The 18131-nt window shown below is 66.3% G+C and carries 18 protein-coding genes and 1 pseudogene; 2 read left to right on the forward strand and 17 right to left on the reverse strand.

Translation table 11 applies throughout. The features are described from left to right. The 14 genes and pseudogenes from A9X01_RS14695 to A9X01_RS14755 all read right to left on the reverse strand — a co-directional run. Positions 1-186: hypothetical protein (locus A9X01_RS14695; protein ID WP_155772098.1), on the reverse strand; the 186-nt coding region annotated here is incomplete at its 3' end. 126 nt (positions 187-312) lie between these two features. After that, the gene (locus A9X01_RS14700; RefSeq protein WP_036362399.1) at positions 313-600 is read right to left on the reverse strand and encodes a WXG100 family type VII secretion target; all 288 of its coding nucleotides are present in this window, start codon (positions 598-600) and stop codon (positions 313-315) included. Positions 601-639: 39 nt separating this feature from the next. Next, positions 640-942: a type VII secretion system ESX-1 WXG100 family target CFP-10 gene (gene esxB, locus A9X01_RS14705; RefSeq protein WP_036362402.1), complete on the reverse strand. Its 303-nt coding sequence runs from the start codon at positions 940-942 to the stop codon at positions 640-642. Between the two features lie 91 nt (positions 943-1033). Next, a complete protein-coding gene (locus A9X01_RS14710) occupies positions 1034-2143 on the reverse strand; it encodes a PPE family protein (protein ID WP_065121478.1) in 1110 nt (369 codons plus the stop codon). Positions 2144-2370: 227 nt separating this feature from the next. Further along, complete coding sequence (gene eccCb / locus A9X01_RS14715; protein WP_065121479.1) at positions 2371-4128, reverse strand: type VII secretion protein EccCb; 1758 nt, start codon at positions 4126-4128, stop codon at positions 2371-2373. A 13-nt stretch (positions 4129-4141) separates the two neighbouring features. Beyond that, positions 4142-4215 (reverse strand): annotated as a pseudogene (locus A9X01_RS32240) (hypothetical protein); the annotation flags it as partial. 76 nt (positions 4216-4291) lie between these two features. Then, positions 4292-6532 carry a type VII secretion protein EccCa gene (gene eccCa, locus A9X01_RS14720; protein ID WP_065121480.1) on the reverse strand — a complete coding sequence of 747 codons (2241 nt, stop codon included), beginning with the start codon at positions 6530-6532 and terminating at the stop codon, positions 4292-4294. Between the two features lie 13 nt (positions 6533-6545). Beyond that, positions 6546-7991, reverse strand: a complete 1446-nt coding sequence (gene eccB, locus A9X01_RS14725; protein ID WP_065121481.1) for a type VII secretion protein EccB — start codon at positions 7989-7991, stop codon at positions 6546-6548. A gap of 3 nt (positions 7992-7994) precedes the next feature. Then, complete coding sequence (gene eccA / locus A9X01_RS14730; protein ID WP_065121482.1) at positions 7995-9716, reverse strand: type VII secretion AAA-ATPase EccA; 1722 nt, start codon at positions 9714-9716, stop codon at positions 7995-7997. Further along, positions 9713-10267, reverse strand: a complete 555-nt coding sequence (locus A9X01_RS14735; RefSeq protein ID WP_065121483.1) for a DUF2694 domain-containing protein — start codon at positions 10265-10267, stop codon at positions 9713-9715. The genes eccA and A9X01_RS14735 overlap by 4 nt, the downstream gene beginning before the upstream one ends. Before the next feature lie 49 nt (positions 10268-10316). Continuing rightward, positions 10317-11165 (reverse strand): ESX secretion-associated protein EspG, encoded by an 849-nt coding sequence (locus A9X01_RS14740; RefSeq protein WP_065121484.1) that lies wholly within the window; start codon positions 11163-11165, stop codon positions 10317-10319. A gap of 2 nt (positions 11166-11167) precedes the next feature. Beyond that, positions 11168-11485 carry an ESX-1 secretion-associated protein gene (locus tag A9X01_RS14745; RefSeq protein ID WP_065121485.1) on the reverse strand — a complete coding sequence of 106 codons (318 nt, stop codon included), beginning with the start codon at positions 11483-11485 and terminating at the stop codon, positions 11168-11170. An 82-nt stretch (positions 11486-11567) separates the two neighbouring features. Then, positions 11568-12803 (reverse strand): EspA/EspE family type VII secretion system effector, encoded by a 1236-nt coding sequence (locus A9X01_RS14750; protein ID WP_065121486.1) that lies wholly within the window; start codon positions 12801-12803, stop codon positions 11568-11570. A gap of 238 nt (positions 12804-13041) precedes the next feature. Continuing rightward, positions 13042-14034, reverse strand: a complete 993-nt coding sequence (locus tag A9X01_RS14755; RefSeq protein ID WP_216638916.1) for a helix-turn-helix domain-containing protein — start codon at positions 14032-14034, stop codon at positions 13042-13044. A 443-nt stretch (positions 14035-14477) separates the two neighbouring features. Here A9X01_RS14755 and A9X01_RS14760 point away from each other — a divergent pair, with 443 nt between their 5' ends. Continuing rightward, positions 14478-14768, forward strand: coding sequence for a WhiB family transcriptional regulator (locus tag A9X01_RS14760; RefSeq protein WP_036362427.1), 291 nt, complete (start codon positions 14478-14480; stop codon positions 14766-14768). Positions 14769-14834: 66 nt separating this feature from the next. On the opposite strand, the gene A9X01_RS14765 is transcribed toward A9X01_RS14760, so the two are convergent. Together A9X01_RS14765 and A9X01_RS14770 are read right to left on the reverse strand one after the other, a co-directional pair. Continuing rightward, a complete protein-coding gene (locus A9X01_RS14765; protein ID WP_436405269.1) occupies positions 14835-15272 on the reverse strand; it encodes a nitroreductase family deazaflavin-dependent oxidoreductase in 438 nt (145 codons plus the stop codon). Between the two features lie 4 nt (positions 15273-15276). Next, entirely contained in the window at positions 15277-16143 is an 867-nt protein-coding gene (locus A9X01_RS14770; protein WP_065121488.1) for an NAD(P)H-binding protein, read from the reverse strand. A 111-nt stretch (positions 16144-16254) separates the two neighbouring features. Between A9X01_RS14770 and sigI the strand changes: the two genes are divergently transcribed. Next, entirely contained in the window at positions 16255-17175 is a 921-nt protein-coding gene (gene sigI, locus A9X01_RS14775; protein ID WP_065121489.1) for an RNA polymerase sigma factor SigI, read from the forward strand. Here the strand turns inward: sigI and A9X01_RS14780 are convergent. Then, positions 17090-18131: MinD/ParA family ATP-binding protein (locus tag A9X01_RS14780; protein ID WP_253849134.1), on the reverse strand; the 1042-nt coding region annotated here is incomplete at its 5' end. The genes sigI and A9X01_RS14780 overlap by 86 nt on opposite strands.

Raw genomic sequence — 18131 nt, forward strand, 5'->3', positions numbered from 1 at the left:
CGGGCCCGCGGCGGGCGGCGCCAAACCATCGTTGCCGCCGATGCCGATCGTCGGGCCACCACCGAAACCGCCGAGCGAGCTTCCCCAGTTCCGGCTGAACGCCTCGCCGCAGGCACCCGAAACGGCCGAGGCGTCCGAATCGGATTCCTGCGAAGGCCGAAAAAGCTTGTCATAGTCGGCCGGCATGTGAACCCCTCTGATGGTCGTCATAAAGGGCAAAAAACTCGAAACACGAGAAGGGGCGAGATCCCCCGGATGGGTTGAACTCGCCCGATCTCGTGCTTCGAGATTCTACGCTTAGCGGCGCGTTAGTTACGCGAACATCCCCGTCACGCTGCCCTCGGTCGACTGCATCGCCTGACCGGCCTCGCTGATGGTGCGCGCCAGGTTCTGCAGCGAATTGTTCAGCTCCTGAGCCGTAGCGTCCCACTTCTGCTGAACGCCCTGGTAGGCCTCCGAACCGCTACCGCCCCAGGCGGCAGAGAGCTTGGTCAGCGACTGCTTGCCCTCGTCGAGCAGCGAGTGAATGGTGGTGACATTTCCCTGAATTGTGCTGGCCGCGGCTTCGATACCAGCGAAATTCCACTGCTGTTCCGTCATGTTGATTGCTCCGTTTCTTTGTGGTCTTTAGGGGGTGAATTAGAAGCCCATTTGCGAGGACAGCGCCTGCTGCTGCTCCTCGTCGGCACGCTGGTATTGGACGCCGGCCTGACGGATGTTCGTCGAGATTTCGTCCAGCTCGGCCTTTTGCTTGTTGGCGGCCTCCTGGAAACGGACGACGGCGGCCTGCGCGGCCTGGCCGGCTGCACCCTGCCACTGACCCTGCAGCGACGCTGCGGTGGACTCGACCTGGTCGATCTGGGTCTTCAGATCACCCGAGATCCGCTCGAAGTTTCCTGCCTCTTGCGCGAGGGCAGCGGCATCAGTCTTCATCTCTGCCATGCTGGACTACTTTCTCTCTTTCCATTCCTCGCCATTGTTGGCAAGTCTTCCGGCCCGGTTTGGCCGGGAAGTCTGTTGTGGCCGTGGGCGATCACCAGTCGTCCTCGTCGTCCCACAGGGCCTCTTCGGGTTCGTCGCTCTCCTCGGCCGCCACCGGGACGGCGAGGGCTGTCCGAGTGCCACCGCCTGCCTGGGCGCCCTGACCCATGGCACCGGCACCGGCTCCCACCGGGGCGGCGCCACTTGTCACGGATTCACCGGCGGCTGCCGCGGGCATCACGGCCGGACCGGCCGGCTTGTCGATCAACCCAGCCATCAGCGGCGTGCGTGCCAGGGTGCCACCGGCACCAGGCAACGCCTCTCCGCGCAGCAGTCCCGAGCCCATGCTGGCGCCCGATCCACCGGCGAGCGGGTGGTTGGACAGCGGGCTGGTGCCCACCAGCCCAAGCTGCGCGCCGTCGTCGCCGACTCCGCTGCCGGGACCGCCGGTGCTGCTGCCCAGCTGGCTGAACATCGAAGTCATCTGCTGCGCCGGCTGGGCCAGCTGCTGCATGGGGCCACTCAGTTCGGCCAGCTGTCCGGCGGTCGCCTGCAACGTGCCGGGCGTGATGTTGGTCAGCTGCGTCGGCATCGTCAGGATCGGGTTGGAGGCCGCCATGCCCTGGCTCATCCCCGGGTCCAGGATGGCCGTCATCGGCTCGAGCTGTTCGAACGTGGTGTTGATCAGTGTCTCGGCCTGGTAGACGTCCATCGCCACTGCGGCCTGGGTCCACATGCGGACGAAGTAGTCGATCTCGTTCAGGGCGATCGGGATGGTGTTGATGCCGAAGAAGTTGGTGGCCGTCAACACCGCAGTGGTGACGTGGTTCATCGCGATCTCCGGCAGCGACGGTGTCGTCGCCAGCGCCTGGCTGTAGGCGGCGGCCTGCGCCGCGGCCTGCATCCCACGGGTCTTTGCTTGAGTGGACGCGGTTTGCAACCAGGTGACCATCGGCAGGGCGGCGTTGATCGCCTTGTCGCTGCTGCCACCGGTCCACGCTTCGCCGAGTGAATTCAAACGCGCCGTCAGCTCGACGGCCTGCGCGTCCAGAGCCGCCGCCAGCGCTTCCCACCCGGCCGCAGCCGTCAGCATGGGAGCCGGCCCAGCTCCGGCCATCAGCCGCGCGGTGTTCAGCTCGGGTGGCATGGCGTGCCAGAACATGGTGATCAACTCCCCTCTGTTTGTGAATTGTGGCGGCTATTGGCTGAAAAGGGACGCCTTTTCATTGTTCAGTTGAAATTGATGTTCGGGCCCAAACTTCGTCGGTTATCGCCGAAACAAACCTCGCGGTTTCGTTCCCACTCCGCTGGCTCTGAACTCTCTTGGTGAACCGGCTTTCTGAGTGCGTTGCAATAATCCTAACCGGGGGTTGGGGGTGGTCCGAACACTTATTCTGCGTGCTCGTCCGGCGGTTCGATGTAGGGCGCCTGAATGACCTCCTTTCCGTCCGGCGATACGAGAAATGCCTGGCCAGGGGGCCGGCGCTTCACCTTGAACTCACTCGACGGGAACTCCTGCTTCTCGCCGGAGAGGAACATCGTAGGAGCACCGGAGCCGAACGCGGCGCCGACGAACTTGTCCATCGTCGCCTTGTACGCCTGGCTCATCTGGCAAGTGACAATGATGTGCAACCCGATATCGGCAGCCGCCGGCAACAAAGGCGCCAACGGAGCCATTGGCGGCATTCCACTGGCGGCCCCGACAATCATGTGCCAGTCGTCGACCAACAGGACCACATCGAATCCACTCCACCAGGACCGGGAACGCAATTGCGCGGTCGTCAGATCGGTCGGCGGCAACCGTTTCTTCAAGTTGACCGCCAGTGCCTGAACCGCCTCGTCCAGGCTCGCGCTGTTGCGGTTGATCGCGCCCGCTTGCAACAGGTGTGATTGCGGTACCGCGTCCAGCAGTCCGGAGCGGTAGTCGGCGAGCATGAACCGAACCTGATCGGGACTGTTGCGGGCACAGATCGCCCGGGCGATCGCGTGGGCGATGGTTGTCTTGCCGGACTTTGCTGCGCCGAAGATCAGCAGGTGCGGGTTGGTGTGCATGTGGCTGTAGGCCGGCGTCAGGTCCGTCTCCCGCAATCCGATCGGGATCTCCCACCGGGTGCGGTAGTCCGAGTCCGGTCCCGGTGGATTCGGGTCGAGTTCGTGCAGATGAATGCGCTCGGGCAGGACGCGGACGGGCGGCGCCTTCTCGGTGGTCTGCGACGAGATATGGGCGACCCCCGCGGTGATCGCTTCCACCAGGTTTTCGGTGCTGTGCACTCCGTCGAAGCGGGGGACACCGATCATCAGGTGGTGCTTCTCCATCGACACCGCCCGACCCGGACGGTTCGCGGGGATCTCCCGGGTGATGCGGTCGATCTGCGTCTCGTTGACGTCGCCGAGCCGGAACTCGATCTTGGTGCCGAGGTAGTCGCGCACGCGGGATTTCAGTTCGGTCCAGCGGGGTGTGGAGATGATGACGTGCACGCCGAAGGCCAACCCTTGGGCGGCCAGGTCCTGCACGGCCCCTTCGAGTTCGGAGAACTCACTGACGAAGCCCGGCCAGCCGTCGATGATCAGGAAGACATCACCATAGGGGTCGGCCGCGACCGGCTGGTTGGGATCGTTGCGCAGCTGGCGGTACATCGCGATGGAGCCGACGCGGTGTTCCTTGAACATCTGCTCGCGCTGCCGCATCACCGCCTGCATCTCGGCGACCACGCGGTACACCTTGTCCGGTTCGGACCGGTTCGCGATGCCGCCGACGTGTGGCAGGTTCTCCAGATAAATCAGGCCACCGCCACCGAGGTCGATGCAGTAGAACTGCACATTGCGGGGCGAGTGCGTGGCTGCCGCCGACATCACCAGCGTCTGCAGCAGGGTGGACTTACCGGTCTGCGGCGCGCCGCCGATGCCGATGTTGCCGCCCGCGCCGGAGACGTCGACGCCCCACACCTCCTGCAGGTGCCGACGCGGTTCATCCATGATCCCGAGCGGAAAACGCAACGGCTGCCGGCGGTCCCGGGCGACGAGCTCGTCCAGCGGCGTGGGATCCGCCAGCGGGGGCAGCCACATCTTGTACGCCCGGGACTCACCGGTGCCCAACTGGTCGAGCACGACTTCGCGCAGCGCGCGTACTTCGGGTTCAGTCGTCATCTGCGCCGCTCCTCCTCATCGCTGCGCTCTGCATCGTCGCCGGCGGGCGTCATCTGCGCCGCTTCTCCTCATCGCTGCGCTCTGCATCGTCGTCGGCGGGCGTCATCTGCGCCGCTCCTCCTCATCGCTGCGCTCTGCATCGTCGTCGGCGGAATCGTTTCAGTCATTGCGCCACAACCTCCTCGATAACCGGAGCCGCGGTGAATTTCCGAATGCGCATCGACTGCTTGGCGGCCGGTGACCCGTCCCGCGGACCCTCGCCATTGGTGTCGGCGCGTGCCGGCGGAATGTAGGGCCCGCCGATGTAGAAGGTGCTGAACTTGACCGGATCCTCCATACCGACCCGCAGGAACCCCACGCCGCTCTCCTTGTTGGTGATGTACTGCGCCTCCGGGGTCCCAATCACCGCCTTCGACTCGTGAGAGCTGGTGGTCCGCAACGCGATTCGATAGGTGAGGTTGGGCTCGAGTTTGTCGATGCGCACCCCGCCGGTCTGCAGCGACTGGGTGGCCAGCAGCAGATGGACCCGCAGCGACCGGCCGACGCGGCAGATCCGGTCGAACAGCCCGATGAAGTCCGGATGACTCTGCAGCAGCTCGGCGAACTCGTCGACCACCACGAAAAGTGTTGGCAGCGGCGCCAGATTTGCGCCGCGCTCGCGGTACTTCTCGTACTCCGCCACACCGGAGAGGGCACCGGCGGCACCCACCTGCATGCCGGCCTGGCGCAGGATGTTCTGGCGCCGGTCCAGCTCACCGGTCAGCACCTCACCCATCCGGCTGACCAGCTCGGCCTCCTCGGCCATGTTGGTGACGACGGCCGCCGTGTGCGGAAGCTTCTCCATGCCAAGGAATGTCGAGCCGCCCTTGAAGTCGGTGAGCAGCAGGTTGACCTGGTCGGGGTGGGTCATCGCGACCAACGACAGGATCAGCGTGCGCAGGAATTCGGATTTCCCGGACCCGGTGGTCCCGATCAGCATGCCGTGCGGGCCGGCGCCGAACTCCGCACCCTCCTTGATGTCGAGATACATCACGTTGCCGGTCTTGAGCTCGTGACCGAACGGAATTTTCAGCCGATCGCGGTCGGTGTCGGTGTACATCCGCCAGCGCGCCGGCGTCACCTCCTCGACGCTCTTGGCGCCGACCAGCTGGTGCCACTCACTGGCCACCTTCTTCTGCACCCGCTGCGTCTTGTCCAGGATGGTGCCGGTGATGGACCAGCCCGCCAGCTTCCGGGCCACCCGGCCGGCCTCGAGCGGCGTCATGCTGTCGCACGTCGAAGCCACCAGCCGGAACTGCTGGCCGGGCAACCGGTCGTCGGCAGTGCCGTCCTCGTTGACGCGAACCCGGTAGGCCGACCCGCGGTGGTTGCCCAGCGTGATCACGGTGACGCCGGCTCGACCGTCGGGCGGGAACCCCGCCTTGCCTCCGGTGAGGTCGACGACGACGACGTAGGGTCCGGTGGGCAGGGTGTCGGGAGCGTGCGGGCCGCGCGCCGCGAGGTCGGCGAGGCCGTCCGGGCGGGTATAGATCATCCGCACCGGGCCGGCGGCGTCGGTCTCGGTCTGGTGCTGAACATGCGGAAGCCATTTGAGCCAGGACCATTCGGGGTCATCGGGCTCGTCAGTGAGCACCCGGATCTGCAGCAGGTCCGGCGGATGGAACACCGCCAGGTGGCAGATCATCGCAGCCAGCAGCCGGTCCGCGCCGGGTCGCTCGCCACCGATCGCAATCGTCGGGAAAGTGCGCAGCTGCAACAACTTCGGGCAGTCGTGGATCAGGCCGTGGGTGCGCAGAAACTTCACCACCCACATGTGGCTGACCGGCTCCAGGTAGGGCTGCGGCGCCGCGGTGGCGGCAGCCAGTTCGCCGCCGACGGCCGGCTTCAGCAGTCGGTCCACGGCCGGTTGGTCACCGATCCCGACCCGGGTGGCGGCGTAGAAGTCGCTGTTGGCCGGCCGGGACCACTGCCGCTGTGTCCCCACGATCGACAGCAAATCCTCGGGATGCGGTGCGTGGTAACTGAAGAACGCCACCTGGGAGCTGGCCGAGGACGTGACCCGACTGCGCAGACCCGCCAGGTAACGCAGGTATTCCTTCCGGTCGGCGTTGATCTCGGGCACCTTCTTGCCGCCCCCGCCGGTGCCACCGGCCATGCCGCCGACCATCATCATGACCATCATCAGCGGCATCATCAGCATGTACGGGGACAGCTGTTTGGTGCCGCCGACCAGCATGATCGCGATCATTCCGACCATGCAGCCGCCCATCACATACGGCAACGCCTTCTGGACGCCGGAGGGCGGGATGTCGATGCCGAGGTCATCGGGCGGCGTCAGGCTGATCTCGCCCGGGGTCAGTCGCGGGCCGCGGGTGATGGTCGGCGTGAACTTCTTCGTCGTCATGGTGTTCCGGCCTTCACTGGGGCGCTCCCGGGGTTCCGCCGGGAAGTTTTCGCGGCGTCGGGTCCGACGGCAGCGTTTCGTGTTCGAGCATCGCGGCGTCCTTGGACAGCACCGGCCCGTCTACCAGCAGCCGAATCACCTCCCACGGCGCGGTTTTCGGCGAGCTCAGGCCCAACGCCTTGGCCGAATCGGCGTTCGGCACCCCGTAGCGCACCCCTTCGGGGTCGATGTAATACATCGACTCGCCGTAACGCGGGTCCGGTGACTGTAGCTGCACAAACTTGCCACCATCGATGTAAATCGTTGCGCTCCCCTGGATCTGCTTGATCCCGGCGTTCATCATCGACGCGGGTATCGGCAGATGGCGACCGGACAAAACCGTCGTCTTGGGCGCCTGGTCACCCGCGGCGCGTTCCCAACTCCAGCACAGCGTCGGCTCGTCGGGACGGGTCAGGATGTTGAGCTGTTCGTCGGGCAGCGGGGAGGGGTAGACCCGCTCCGGGATCTGCACCACAACATTGGGCAATACCGCCGGAGGCGCTACCAGACCGTGAGATTGGGTGGCGCGCAGCGCGGCGGCGGTGGTCGAGTTCACCATGGCGATACCGTCCGGCAGCACGACGTAGTAGCGCGGGCCCTTCTCGGTGTGGATCTGGAATACCGAGCCGATCACCAGATCGTCCTGCAGCCCAACGGTATTGGGTGAGCCGGCACCCGGTATCGGTGGCAGCTGCCAGGCGCCCCGGCTGGGCAGCGCGTTGAACAACCCCTCCGAGATCGGGACGGCCTTGGCGGTCACCGGAATACCCATCGCCGAGGTCAGCGCGCGGTCATTGAGATCGATCGTGTGCCGCCCTTTTTCGGTGACGATCCATTGCTGGCCCTGGTAGGTCGCCAGCAGCGCCTCGTTCGCCCGTACCGGGTCCACCGAGGCGTCGATCTGCACCGGCATCGCGATCACCGATGTCTGGATGGCCGGCGATGCGGTGTCGGCCCGCTCCACGGTGTCGCACAAGGTCCAGATCGAGGAGCTCCCGCCGGAGACCGGCGTGGCGTACGGGGCACCCGGGATGCCCAGGGTCTGTCCCAGCGGCAACTTGCTCAATTCCGAGGACTTCACGGTCGACGGGTTGGACGGGTTGCCGAGCACCAGCCGCGCGGAGGTCAGGTTGTAGACGGGGTGGAGCTGCCCGGACATGATCACGTACAGCTCGTTGGTCGCCCGGTCGGTCACCAGGGTGGTGCCACCCAACTTGCCTTGCGGCTTGAAGTACGCCAACAGTCCCGCGCCCACCAAGAGGATCACCGCGAGCGCGATACCGAGGCTCATTGAGCGGCTGTAGAACTGCAGCGGATCGTCGAACATGCGGGTGTCGCGCCGCACGATGGCATGCTCGACGCGGCGAAGCAGGAAGCGCCAGCCGCTAACCTGAACCTTGGTGGTCAGGCGAAGCCCCATGGTTCACTCTCTCATGTTGAGGTGTGCATGCACCGCGGCGATCGCCTCGGCCATGTCCGCGCCGTTGATTTCTTGTAGTCGGTCCACATCCAGAGCTTCGATGTCCAGCCCCTGCGCCAGCCGCATGTCTCGGCACTGTTCGGCCGCCTCGACCAATTGCCGTGCGTAGCGGCCGTTTCCGGCGATGTCGAGGGCCTGCCGACCGCGCAGCGTGCGGGTGGCCAGGGACTTGGCCGCCTCCAGGAGCTGCTCGGCGGCCTCTGAGCTCAGCGTCGAGTCATTCGCGGCGGCAATCACTCTCGCGATCTCGAGCAGCTCTTCGGGCGTGTAGGTGTCGAACTCGATGCGGGTGGCAAAGCGCGACCGCAGGCCCTCATTGGTCTCCAGCAACCGGTCGATGTCGTTGCTGTAGCCCGCGATGATCACCACCAGCCGGTCGCGATCGTTCTCCATCCGAGCGAGCAGGGTGTCCATCGCTTCCTGGCCGAACGGGTCGGTGCGCCCGTCGCGTTCCTGCACCAGCGCATAGGCCTCGTCGATGAAAAGGACACCGCCGAGCGCCTGGTCGATCGTCTTGGCGGTCTTGACCGCCGACTGGCCCTCGTACTCGGCGACGAAATCCTTGCGGGAGGTCTCGATGAGCTTGGGTTCGGAGATGACGCCGAGGCCGGCCAGGATGTTGGCGACCACCCGCGCGATTGTCGTCTTGCCGGTCCCGGGCGGCCCGGTGAAGATCATGTGCTTGCTGGGCTGCGCCACTTTCATACCCTTGGCGGCCCGAACCCGGGCCATCAGGGTTGCCGCCCGGTACCGCTCGATCTGCGTCTTGACCCGGCTGAGCCCGATCTGCCGTTCCAATTCGGCCTGGGCCTCGGCCAGCAGCCGCTCGCGTCCGGAGTTGTCGGTGACCACGCTGCCCGGGTCCCAGGGGTCCGACCGGGAGGCGATCTGTTCGGCGGTGGTCGTCTGCAACCGATACGTCGGATCCTTCAGCGCCGCAGCGACTTTCGGCTCGGGATGGGTGGTCTGCAACCACTCCAGCAACGCAACCGCGGCTTCCTCGTTGCCCTGGCTGCGCCGGGCCATCGCCAGGTACCACGCGATGGCGCGGGCGCAGGCTTCGCCGGCCGGCGAGTCGTTGGCTTCGGTGAGGCGCCGTTCGGCTTCGGTGAACAGCCCGAGGTTGGCGGCGGCCACGCCGTGGGCGACACCGGCGGCGCCGGTCAGGAACTTGTCCGGCCACTTCCCGGCGCCCTTGACCTCGTCGATCACGTCGGTCCACCGCTCGGCGGCGCCGTAGATCACCGCCCGCAGCCACGACACCAGGTGCTCGGACCCGCTGACCGCACTGGCGTCGATGGCTTCCAGCGCGTCGGCGTAATTGCCTTGCGCCGCTTCGGATGACGCGAAACCCATGGTGACGGCCAGCGGTGAGGTGACCGGGTAGGTGATGTCGCCGTAGAGGCCTCCGATGGGCACCCTGGCGTTGACGGTGCTCATCGAGATCTGGGCGGCGCCCGACAACTGTCCGAAGTTGCGTCGGGAGTACCAGGCACGGAACAGCGTCACCCGATCGGTGTCGCCGCAGCGGATCCGGCCGACCCATGCGTCACAGGCCGACTCGTCGTAATTGGTGATCTCGGTGAACAGATCCAGGGATCGTGCCTCCGACAACGGCAGCATGCCGACGGCACTGTCGAACAGACCGGCCAGGCGATCAGTCATTTATCACCGTTGTAGCGCGCCGTGTAGTCGACCTCGTAGCGGGAGGCGAACACCTGCGCCTCATAGGCGGCGGCCTCTTCGGGTGTCGGCAGGTTCAGCGTCGCCCCGACGAATTCGTGCAGCAGAGCATTCTGCTGGTCGCTGTCTCCGGTCATCTCGCTCATGTTCTCGACCATGAAGGTGTGCTGCGCCGCACGCGCCTTCTGCCGGGCCAGGTCGGCGATGACGAAGATCTCCTCCGCCAAACCGGATTCGCTCATGCTCGAGGCCTTGTCGGTGACGGTGACCTGCTGTACCCGGCCGTCCATCAACGCCGTCACCGACACCGACCCGGCCGGGTTGGTGACCGTGAACAGCGCCAGGTCGGGCTCCTCTTCCTGCTCGGTGAGCCCATCGAGGGCGTCGAGGTCGGTGCCGGCGTCCGCTGACTCGGCCGGCGGCGCATAGTCGCCCAGCGCGTCCAGCGACGACGCCTCGTCAACGGCGGCGCCGCCGGAGAAATCCAGCGCACTGAGATTGTCGCTGTCGTAATCGTTCCCGGGCTGGTCCACTCTGGCGTCCTCTTTCTGAACTCGTATCGGGATGGTCGGGGGTTGGGAGTCAGCCTCGGGCGGAGGCCGGCGCGTGATCTAACCAGGAGCCGGCGGGTAACAGCTCCAACAAGCTGTCCAGCGCGCGCTGCAGATTCTGCTGCGTGCCGGGCAGGAAACTTCCGTACAGCTCGCCGCCGACGCGGCGGGGCAGGGAGACCAGCCGGCCGCGTTCGGAGTCGAGTACACCCGCGGCGGCCGAAGTGTGGGTGGTGGTGCCGCCGGGATGACGCTGCGTCGCGATGATCTCGACCCACCCGGTCGGATTGCTCACGATCTCGGAGTAGATCCGTGCTTGCGCCGGCGGAACGCCGTGGCGGGAGAGCTGCGCCGCTGTGGTGCACTCGGCCAATTCACTGGCGAGGCCGGTGAGCGGTTCGACGTTGGCGGGTTCGGCGGTGCCGAGCACGGTGGTCACCATTCCGGCCAGTCCGACTTGCGGTGCCACCAGTTGCAGCACCAGCATGTCGCCGTCGCGCGCGGCGATGACATGGGTTTCGTCCTTGCGGCACACCACGAATCGGACCATGACGCCGCCGACATCGCGGCGCCACCAACGGCATTCGAGCGTCCGGTCGGCTCGGCTGACGGTGTCGACCATCGTCGTGACGTCCGGGTGGGGTTGACCGTTATGGTCCAGCACGCCCTGGTTGGTCAGGTCGCGTCGCACCTGTTCCCACACCACATCCCGCAGATCCTCCTGGGGAATGTTCTGCCGGATGCCCAGTGCGACGGGGAAATCGACGAGGTGCAACCGATCGGCGATGACCAGCATGCCGTCGATGGTCACCTCGACACCCACGACATCTCCGACCGGGCCCGCGAGGCCCGCGCGACCGGAAGCGAGCGGACCGGACATGATCAGCCGAAGATCTTGTCGATTACGCCGGCCAGTCCCTGGTCGGCATTGAGGTAGGCGGTGGCGGCCTTGAGCAGGTTGGACGCCAACCCGCCGCTGACGCCCTGCACACCGGTGCCGGTGCTGGTGCGGGTGGTCTCCACCTCGCGAAGCGCGCTGTTGAACTTCGAGGTGAACGAACCGTGCGTCATATCAACGCGGCCGCTGATGCCCTCGACGGTGGTGGTGGCGGTCTTGAGTTGGCCAGCAATCTCGCTCTGCTTGTTGGACAGCACCCGCAGTGCTGACGGGATGACTTCGAGAATGGGGAGCTGGGACATGGGGATGAGCCTCCTCTAGGACTAACGTTTTACTCGCTATGGCTTTGGCTTGCTATGGGTTTGGCGGTTTCCTGGCAAATTGCTAAAGGACGGTCTCCTGTTTGCCTGGTTGGCCGCCGGCCGTCGCGTCGACGGGGGCACGCTCGGCTCCCATAGTGCCCGCCCCGGCACCCTCGTCGTCTCGCCCGTCGCCCTGCTGCGAGCCCTGTTGGGCCTGCGCGGAGATCATCTGTGCCTGCTGGCCGGCCATGCTGCCCATCTGGCCCGGTCCACCGCCGGCCGCCATCAGTTGAGTCAGCTGGTTCATCGTCGAAGAAACGGCTGCGACCCCGGGCAATTGGGCGAAGTTGAGCAGGTTGCCGAAGCTCAGCGACGGCAGGCCGGCGAAGCCGCCCAAGAAGTCGGGCAGGGCGGCCAGTTCCGTCCAGGTGGGCAGCTCGCCGAGGTGGCCCATGCCCGGCAACAGATCGCCCAGCGAGGGCATGCCGGGGAACAGGTTCGGGATGCTGGGCATGCCGGGTAGGCCGGGCATGCCGGGCAGGCCGGGCAGGCCGGGGATGATCCCGCCGAAGTCGGGCAGACCCGGAATGCTTGGCCACTGGAACTCCGGCAGGCCGGGGATCGGCAGATTGAAGTCCGGCATGCCAGGCGTGGGCGGCCAGGTGAACTCCGGCAGGCCCGGGATGTTCGGGAAACCCGGGAAGGGGATCTCGGGCAGCTTCGGCGGCCACAGGCCGCCGATGATGTCGCCGATGATGTCGGGGATCAGGCCGGCCAGGCTGGGCAGGTTGGTCAGGATGTCCATCAGTCGGCCGCCGAGCCCGACCATGCTGGCCGCGTTCATCGCCGTCATGATCGTCAGGTAGAGCAGTGCACCGCCGGTGACGGCCATCGCGAGCCCGCAGGACGGAATCGCCAGCGCCACCGACACGGCGTCGCCGACGAACCAAAGGTTGTCCTCGAGCCATTTGCACGCCTTGTAGACGCCGTCGATCATCTTCTTCATCGCGCGCAGGACGTCCCGGGTGTCGGACACGTGCTCGGCCTGGTTCGAGATCAGGTTGCCCGTCAGATCATCGATTTCGCCCATCAATTTGGCGCGGAGTTTCTGGGCGTCGTTTTGCTTTATGTAGGCATCCGCGGCCTGACCTATCCAGTCCGTGCCCGGAATCGCCAGGCCGATCTTGTCGGCGACGCCCTTGAAAAGCGACGAACCGGCGTTGAATATGTCGCCCGGGTCGGGAATACCTTCACCTAGCAAAAACAACTGCGCGTAAATGAAGTTACTGGTGGTCTTGCACATCGCGCTACCCGACATGTGACTGCTTCCTTACTTGGCTGTTGGTGTGCACGGTCATTTTTGTTCTGTACCTTCGCACCGGTAGATCGAGCTTAACAGCGCTCTGACAGGGGTCGATGCACGAATTTTCAGATAGGGCGGGCGATTTCGCGCGCATGGCAAGAGCCGAAGGCACGGTGGGATTGCGGGGCCGTGGGCGACGGTCCCCGTTCGATCGGCTCGGGCGCGGCCAGTAGCTGACCGCGCCGAGTTCAGCTCAATTGATCTGGTGTATCAGTGCTTCAATTGCTTCGGCGGCCGCGGCCGGTAAATCTTCCTCGGCTTCGGCGCGAACGATTGTTTCTTCGGTAACTCCGGCCGCTTGCGCGGTCTCCGCGGTCGAAAGATTGGCACGCCGGCGCGCGGCGTATAACCGTTGCGCGAGCGTGGCGCCGGGCGCCGTTGCTCCCAGCGTCATCAATTTGTCGTGGTAATGCCGAACCGAACCCAACGCCTTGATCAATTCGGGGGTGATGCGACTGATCCGCGTGGCTTGTACGGCAATACCTTCGAGCTGGCGCAGATCGGCGAGGATCGGCGCGGCCCGCTCGGTGAATTCGGGGTCGTCCGGTGGTGGCAGGGCGGCGATGGCCAAGCTGCAGGTGTCGATCGCGGCAGCTACCGCCTGTGCGATCAGCGACGCCGGGCCTTCGCCCGCGGCTGCGGGGGCCGGATCCATTGCAGGCCGGGCCGGGGCCGACGTCGGTGCCGGGACGGGCGTCGGAGCCGATGGTTGCGCGACGGCCTCGCCGTCCCGGATGCGGGTGATGGTGCCCGCCGGCCACTGCAGAACTTCCTCGAGCTTGGCGCGGGTCCGCTCGCGTGGCCAGCTGCGGCCCTTCTCGAAGGCGATCAGCGCGCCGGCGTTGATGATTCCGTCCGCGGCGAGGCTGCGCTGACTGATGTCGAGTTCGCGACGGCGCGCCGCGGCGGCCGCACCGGCACGGGCTATGCCGGGGTCTATCCCGGCATCGGTTTCTTCGGCCGAATCCGCCGGCCTGACGACTTCGAACGTCAACGCCTTGCCTCCAGTGACTTCGCCGAACCGGACGTTTCTGTTGCCGCCGACGGTCACCGCCCCCTGGTGCGGTGTGTCGGCGAACCTATCGTGCGAGTCGCCGCCGGCGACCCCCCAGCGCAGGTGCGAAGTCGACCTCATCCGCAGCGCGGTCAGCGCAGCGGGCCCGACCGTTGATTCGGCGTGAGGCATGTGCGTTGAATCCTTGCTCGCGGTTGTCGCAGCGGGCAGCAGCACGAGCCTTCCGCTGTCCAACATGGTAACCGTCGCACCCTTTCATTGCTATACCTTCGCTACGCTTTTCAAGCCCTGCCCGTGGCGGCCTTCCCGGGGGAAGCATGGCGGCTGATCGGCCAATCGCTACGGTTAACCATACCGCCAACGGCCGTATACCGAAACACTTTGTGCAACGGTTTGGCGCTCGAACAGCCGATCTACGGCCGATACACAGCAAACTGACAGCATATAACTACTGGTAAATCGAGTTTTGGGCGATACGCTCTCCGGTTCCATTGCGAAGCCGTAGCACCTGCGGAAAGTGCTGCAGAACAAACTGTTGCACTGCGACGGTTAGTCCGCTAACCTTCTGACGCAGAGGGGCACCACCTGCAACGCTTTACGGAGGTATGCAACACATGACCGCAACAGCTCTCTATGAGATCCCGCAGCTGGGCGTGTGCACCCAAGACCCTGACCGTTGGACGACCACGCCGGACGCCGAGGCGAAAATGTTGTGCCGGGCCTGCCCGCGCCGCTGGCTGTGCGCCAAGGAAGCGGTGGAATCGCCTGGTGCGGAAGGATTGTGGGCCGGCGTCGTGATCCCGGACTCGGGCCGCGCGCGTGCGTTCGCACTGAGCCAACTGCGTTCGCTGGCTGAGCGCAACGGTTTCGCCGTTCGCGAGCGGGTGACTGCCCAGTCGGCATAGTCCACCGCCGAGTGCGTCAACAGCGCGAGAGATCTGCCGGATCTCTCGCGCTGTTTCGTTGTGGCGCTAAGCCGGATCGAACCGGAATACGGCGAGTTGTCCTGCCAGCGCCTCGAATTCATCGGCGCTGCCGTCCTTTACCAGACCCGAACGCTTGGCGAACGCGACGCCGACCGGGACCTGCGCCGGGAACACCCGTAACACCCGGCGGGCGTCCTCGGTGGTCAGCTCCGCGATCCGCACCCGCCGGGAGCGCCGCCCGCGGGTAAGGGTGCCGACGCCGGCGGCACGGACGTTGGCGGCCCAGTCCGCGCCCGGATAGCCGGCGACGACATAGAGGCCGCCGTCGAACTCGAATGGGGTCATCGGAGTGCTGCGCGGCAGGCCGGACTTACGGCCGGGCACGGTCAGCACCATCGCGGGCCCGGCGGGTATCCCGAGCTTCTGCAGCGCCACCACGACCTTGTTCATCGGCTTGAGGAAGCGCGGGGGCGTCAGTTTCATCGGTTCAGACATCGCGCACCGCCTGTGGGGTGAAGTCGTCGCGGTGCCGCGCCACCCACTCCGCGAACTCAAGCGGGGGGCGGCCGAGGACCTTTTCCACTTCGTGGGTGACCAATGCGGGACCGTCCCGGCTCGCAGCCAGCATCGCGACATAGGCGTCAGCGAATTCGGCGGAGAATCCCAAGCCCGTGAAACGTTGCCGCACCAATTCGGGTGATAGCTCGAGATAGCGCAGTGGGCGCTGCAACACCTTGCCGATGACGTCGACCAACTCTCGGTTGGTCAGTGCGTGCGGCCCGGTCATCGGGATCTTGCGGCCGACCAGCTCATCGGTAAGCAGCGCACGCGCCGCCACAGCGGAGATGTCGTCGTCAACGATCGGTGCCATGGACGCCGCCGCATAGGGGCCGGCCACCACGTCACCAACACGGAGCTGTCCGCCCCACATACCGGTGAAGTTCGAGGCGAAGACCGACGGGCGCAGACTCACCCACTGCAGCCCAGACTCGACGGCCGCCTGCTCGACCTCCCGGTTCCGGTCACCCCGGAAACGCGACGGTTGCCGCGCGAAGTCGTCGTCGGCGTTGATGGCGGACAGGGCGACCAGCTTGGTCACGCCGGCCGCTTTGCATTGGGCCACGACGTCTGCCAGGCCGTCGGGATTCCGTGGTGGCAACGTGCGAGAGTTGAGGAAAACCGCCGAAGCCCCCGGTAATGCATCGGCAAGGGATCTGATCTGCTCGACCCCGCCCGGAAAATCCACGGTGCTGGGTGTGCGAGTGATGGCGCGCACGCGGGCGCCTGCCGCCGCGAGCTCGGCGACCAGTGGGCGACCGATGTTCCCGGTCGCGCCGGTTACGGCGATGATCATCGACTGACTCCTTGGTTAGGCGGGTGGTTCATGCACCAAGGACGGCACTCGGGATGGGAAAGTTACATCCGATATTCGTAACTTTTCCGGGCCCCGAATCGTCGATGAGCTATGAACCCCGCGCCGTCACCCAGTGACCAGTTCCAGCAGGCCTGGCGCGAGCACCGTCCGTATCTGGTCAACCTCGCCTACCAGATCGTCGGTGATGTCGGTGACGCGGAAGATATCGCCCAGGAGGCTTTCCTGAGGTTGTCCCGGAGTCCGGACAGCATTGACGACGTCCGCGGCTGGCTGACCGTCGTGACCAGCCGGTTGTGCCTGGACCAGGTTCGTTCCGCGCGGGCCCGGTACGAGCGCCCTGATATCGCGGATGGGGCGGGTCAGGCGGCCGATACCAGGGCACCGGACCCCGCCGATCGGGTCACCCTGGACGACGAGATCGCGACCGCGCTGTTGGAAGTGCTGCGCCGGCTGAGCCCCGGTGAACGCGTCGCCTTCGTCCTGCACGACGTCTTCGGTGTCCCGTTCGACGACATCGCGGAGACGGTCGGGCGCCCGGCCGGCACCTGTCGACAATTGGCCCGGCGCGCGCGGGCCAAGTTCGCCGACGCCGGACCGGGCCGAGCAGCGGGCGCCGATATCGCGCCGAGCCGGCATCAGCTGGTGACCGAGAAGTTCATCACCGCGTGCGCCAACGGCGATCTCGCGGGACTCACCGCGGTGCTGGATCCGGCGGTCTGGGGCAAGGGCACGGTCCTTGCCGACCCGGCGCCGCCCGCCCAGATCAACCACGGTCCGAAGCCGGTTGCGACCAACCTGATGCGCTACCTCGGACCCGGAACCACCTTGGTCAGCATTCCGGCGGAGGCGGAGGAATCAGTGCTGCTCGCGTTCGCCGAACGTCGGCTCTTCGCCGTGGTGGTGCTGACCGTGCGGGATGGGCTCGTCACCCGGATCGAGGCGACGGCCGATCCGGCGGCGCGGGCGGGCGGTTCCGCGGGGCCTCGGGCCGGGACGCGAAATAACCGGTGATCGTCGCGGCGACCTGCAGGAACTTCAGCCGAGTCGCCTGCGCCATCTCGTTGGTGACGTCGATGACGCCGCCCGGCCGCAGATGCGGATCGAACGGCACCTCGACGACGGGTTGGCCGTGGTCGACGAACTCGCGAGCCAGCAATGACCTGGTGCGTTTGTCGGCATGGCCGTCGGAGTCGTTGAGCACCACCACACTGCGCTGCAACAGGTCCCCGAGGTCGTGATCCGACAACCACTCGACGGTCTTCGCGGCCGCGGCGGCGCCGTCCGCCCACGGTGAGGAGACGACGATCAGCGCGTCCAGGTCGCGCAGCACTTCCTGGGTGACCGCCGCATCCATCGTGGAGCCGCAATCGATGACGGAGATCGCGAAGTGCCGGTCCAGCCGCAGCGCGGCCTCCCGGTAGACCGCCGGATCGAGCACCCGGCGCGGACCGGAAACCGGCTCTCCACCCAGGACGTAGAGCCCGACGGCGTTGCGGCCGACCCGCGAGGTCACGTCTGCGAACGACTGCAGATTCTTGTCGGCGGTCAACTCCCAGAACGAACCGGTGGTCCGCGGATCGATCCGGCTGCTCAATCGCCCGAAGGCGGTGTCGGCATCGATGGCGACGATGCGGTCCTGGTGGCGCAGCTCGGCGAGGATCGACCCGACGCTGGCTGCCACCGAGGTCTTCCCGACGCCGCCCTTGCCCAGAACGCCGACCTTGTGGTTGCCGTGCAGCGGGACCCGGATCGCCGCCTCGAACTGGGCGGCCTCTCGCTGCGCCGCCGACGGTCCGGGGTTGACCAGTCCGAATGTCGCCGCCCGCAGCATGCGACGCCAGCCCCGTTCGGGGGGTTGGGCAACGTTCCGCGGCGGGGTCACCGAAGGCGTCCACTGGGCCGGCGGTGAAGCCGGCGGCGCCCGCGGGAACGGCGGTGGCGGGCCTGTAACCCGTGGCGGCGGGGCC

The sequence above is a fragment of the Mycobacterium asiaticum genome (assembly GCF_001668675.1).
In the GTDB taxonomy this organism is placed as follows: domain Bacteria; phylum Actinomycetota; class Actinomycetes; order Mycobacteriales; family Mycobacteriaceae; genus Mycobacterium; species Mycobacterium asiaticum_D.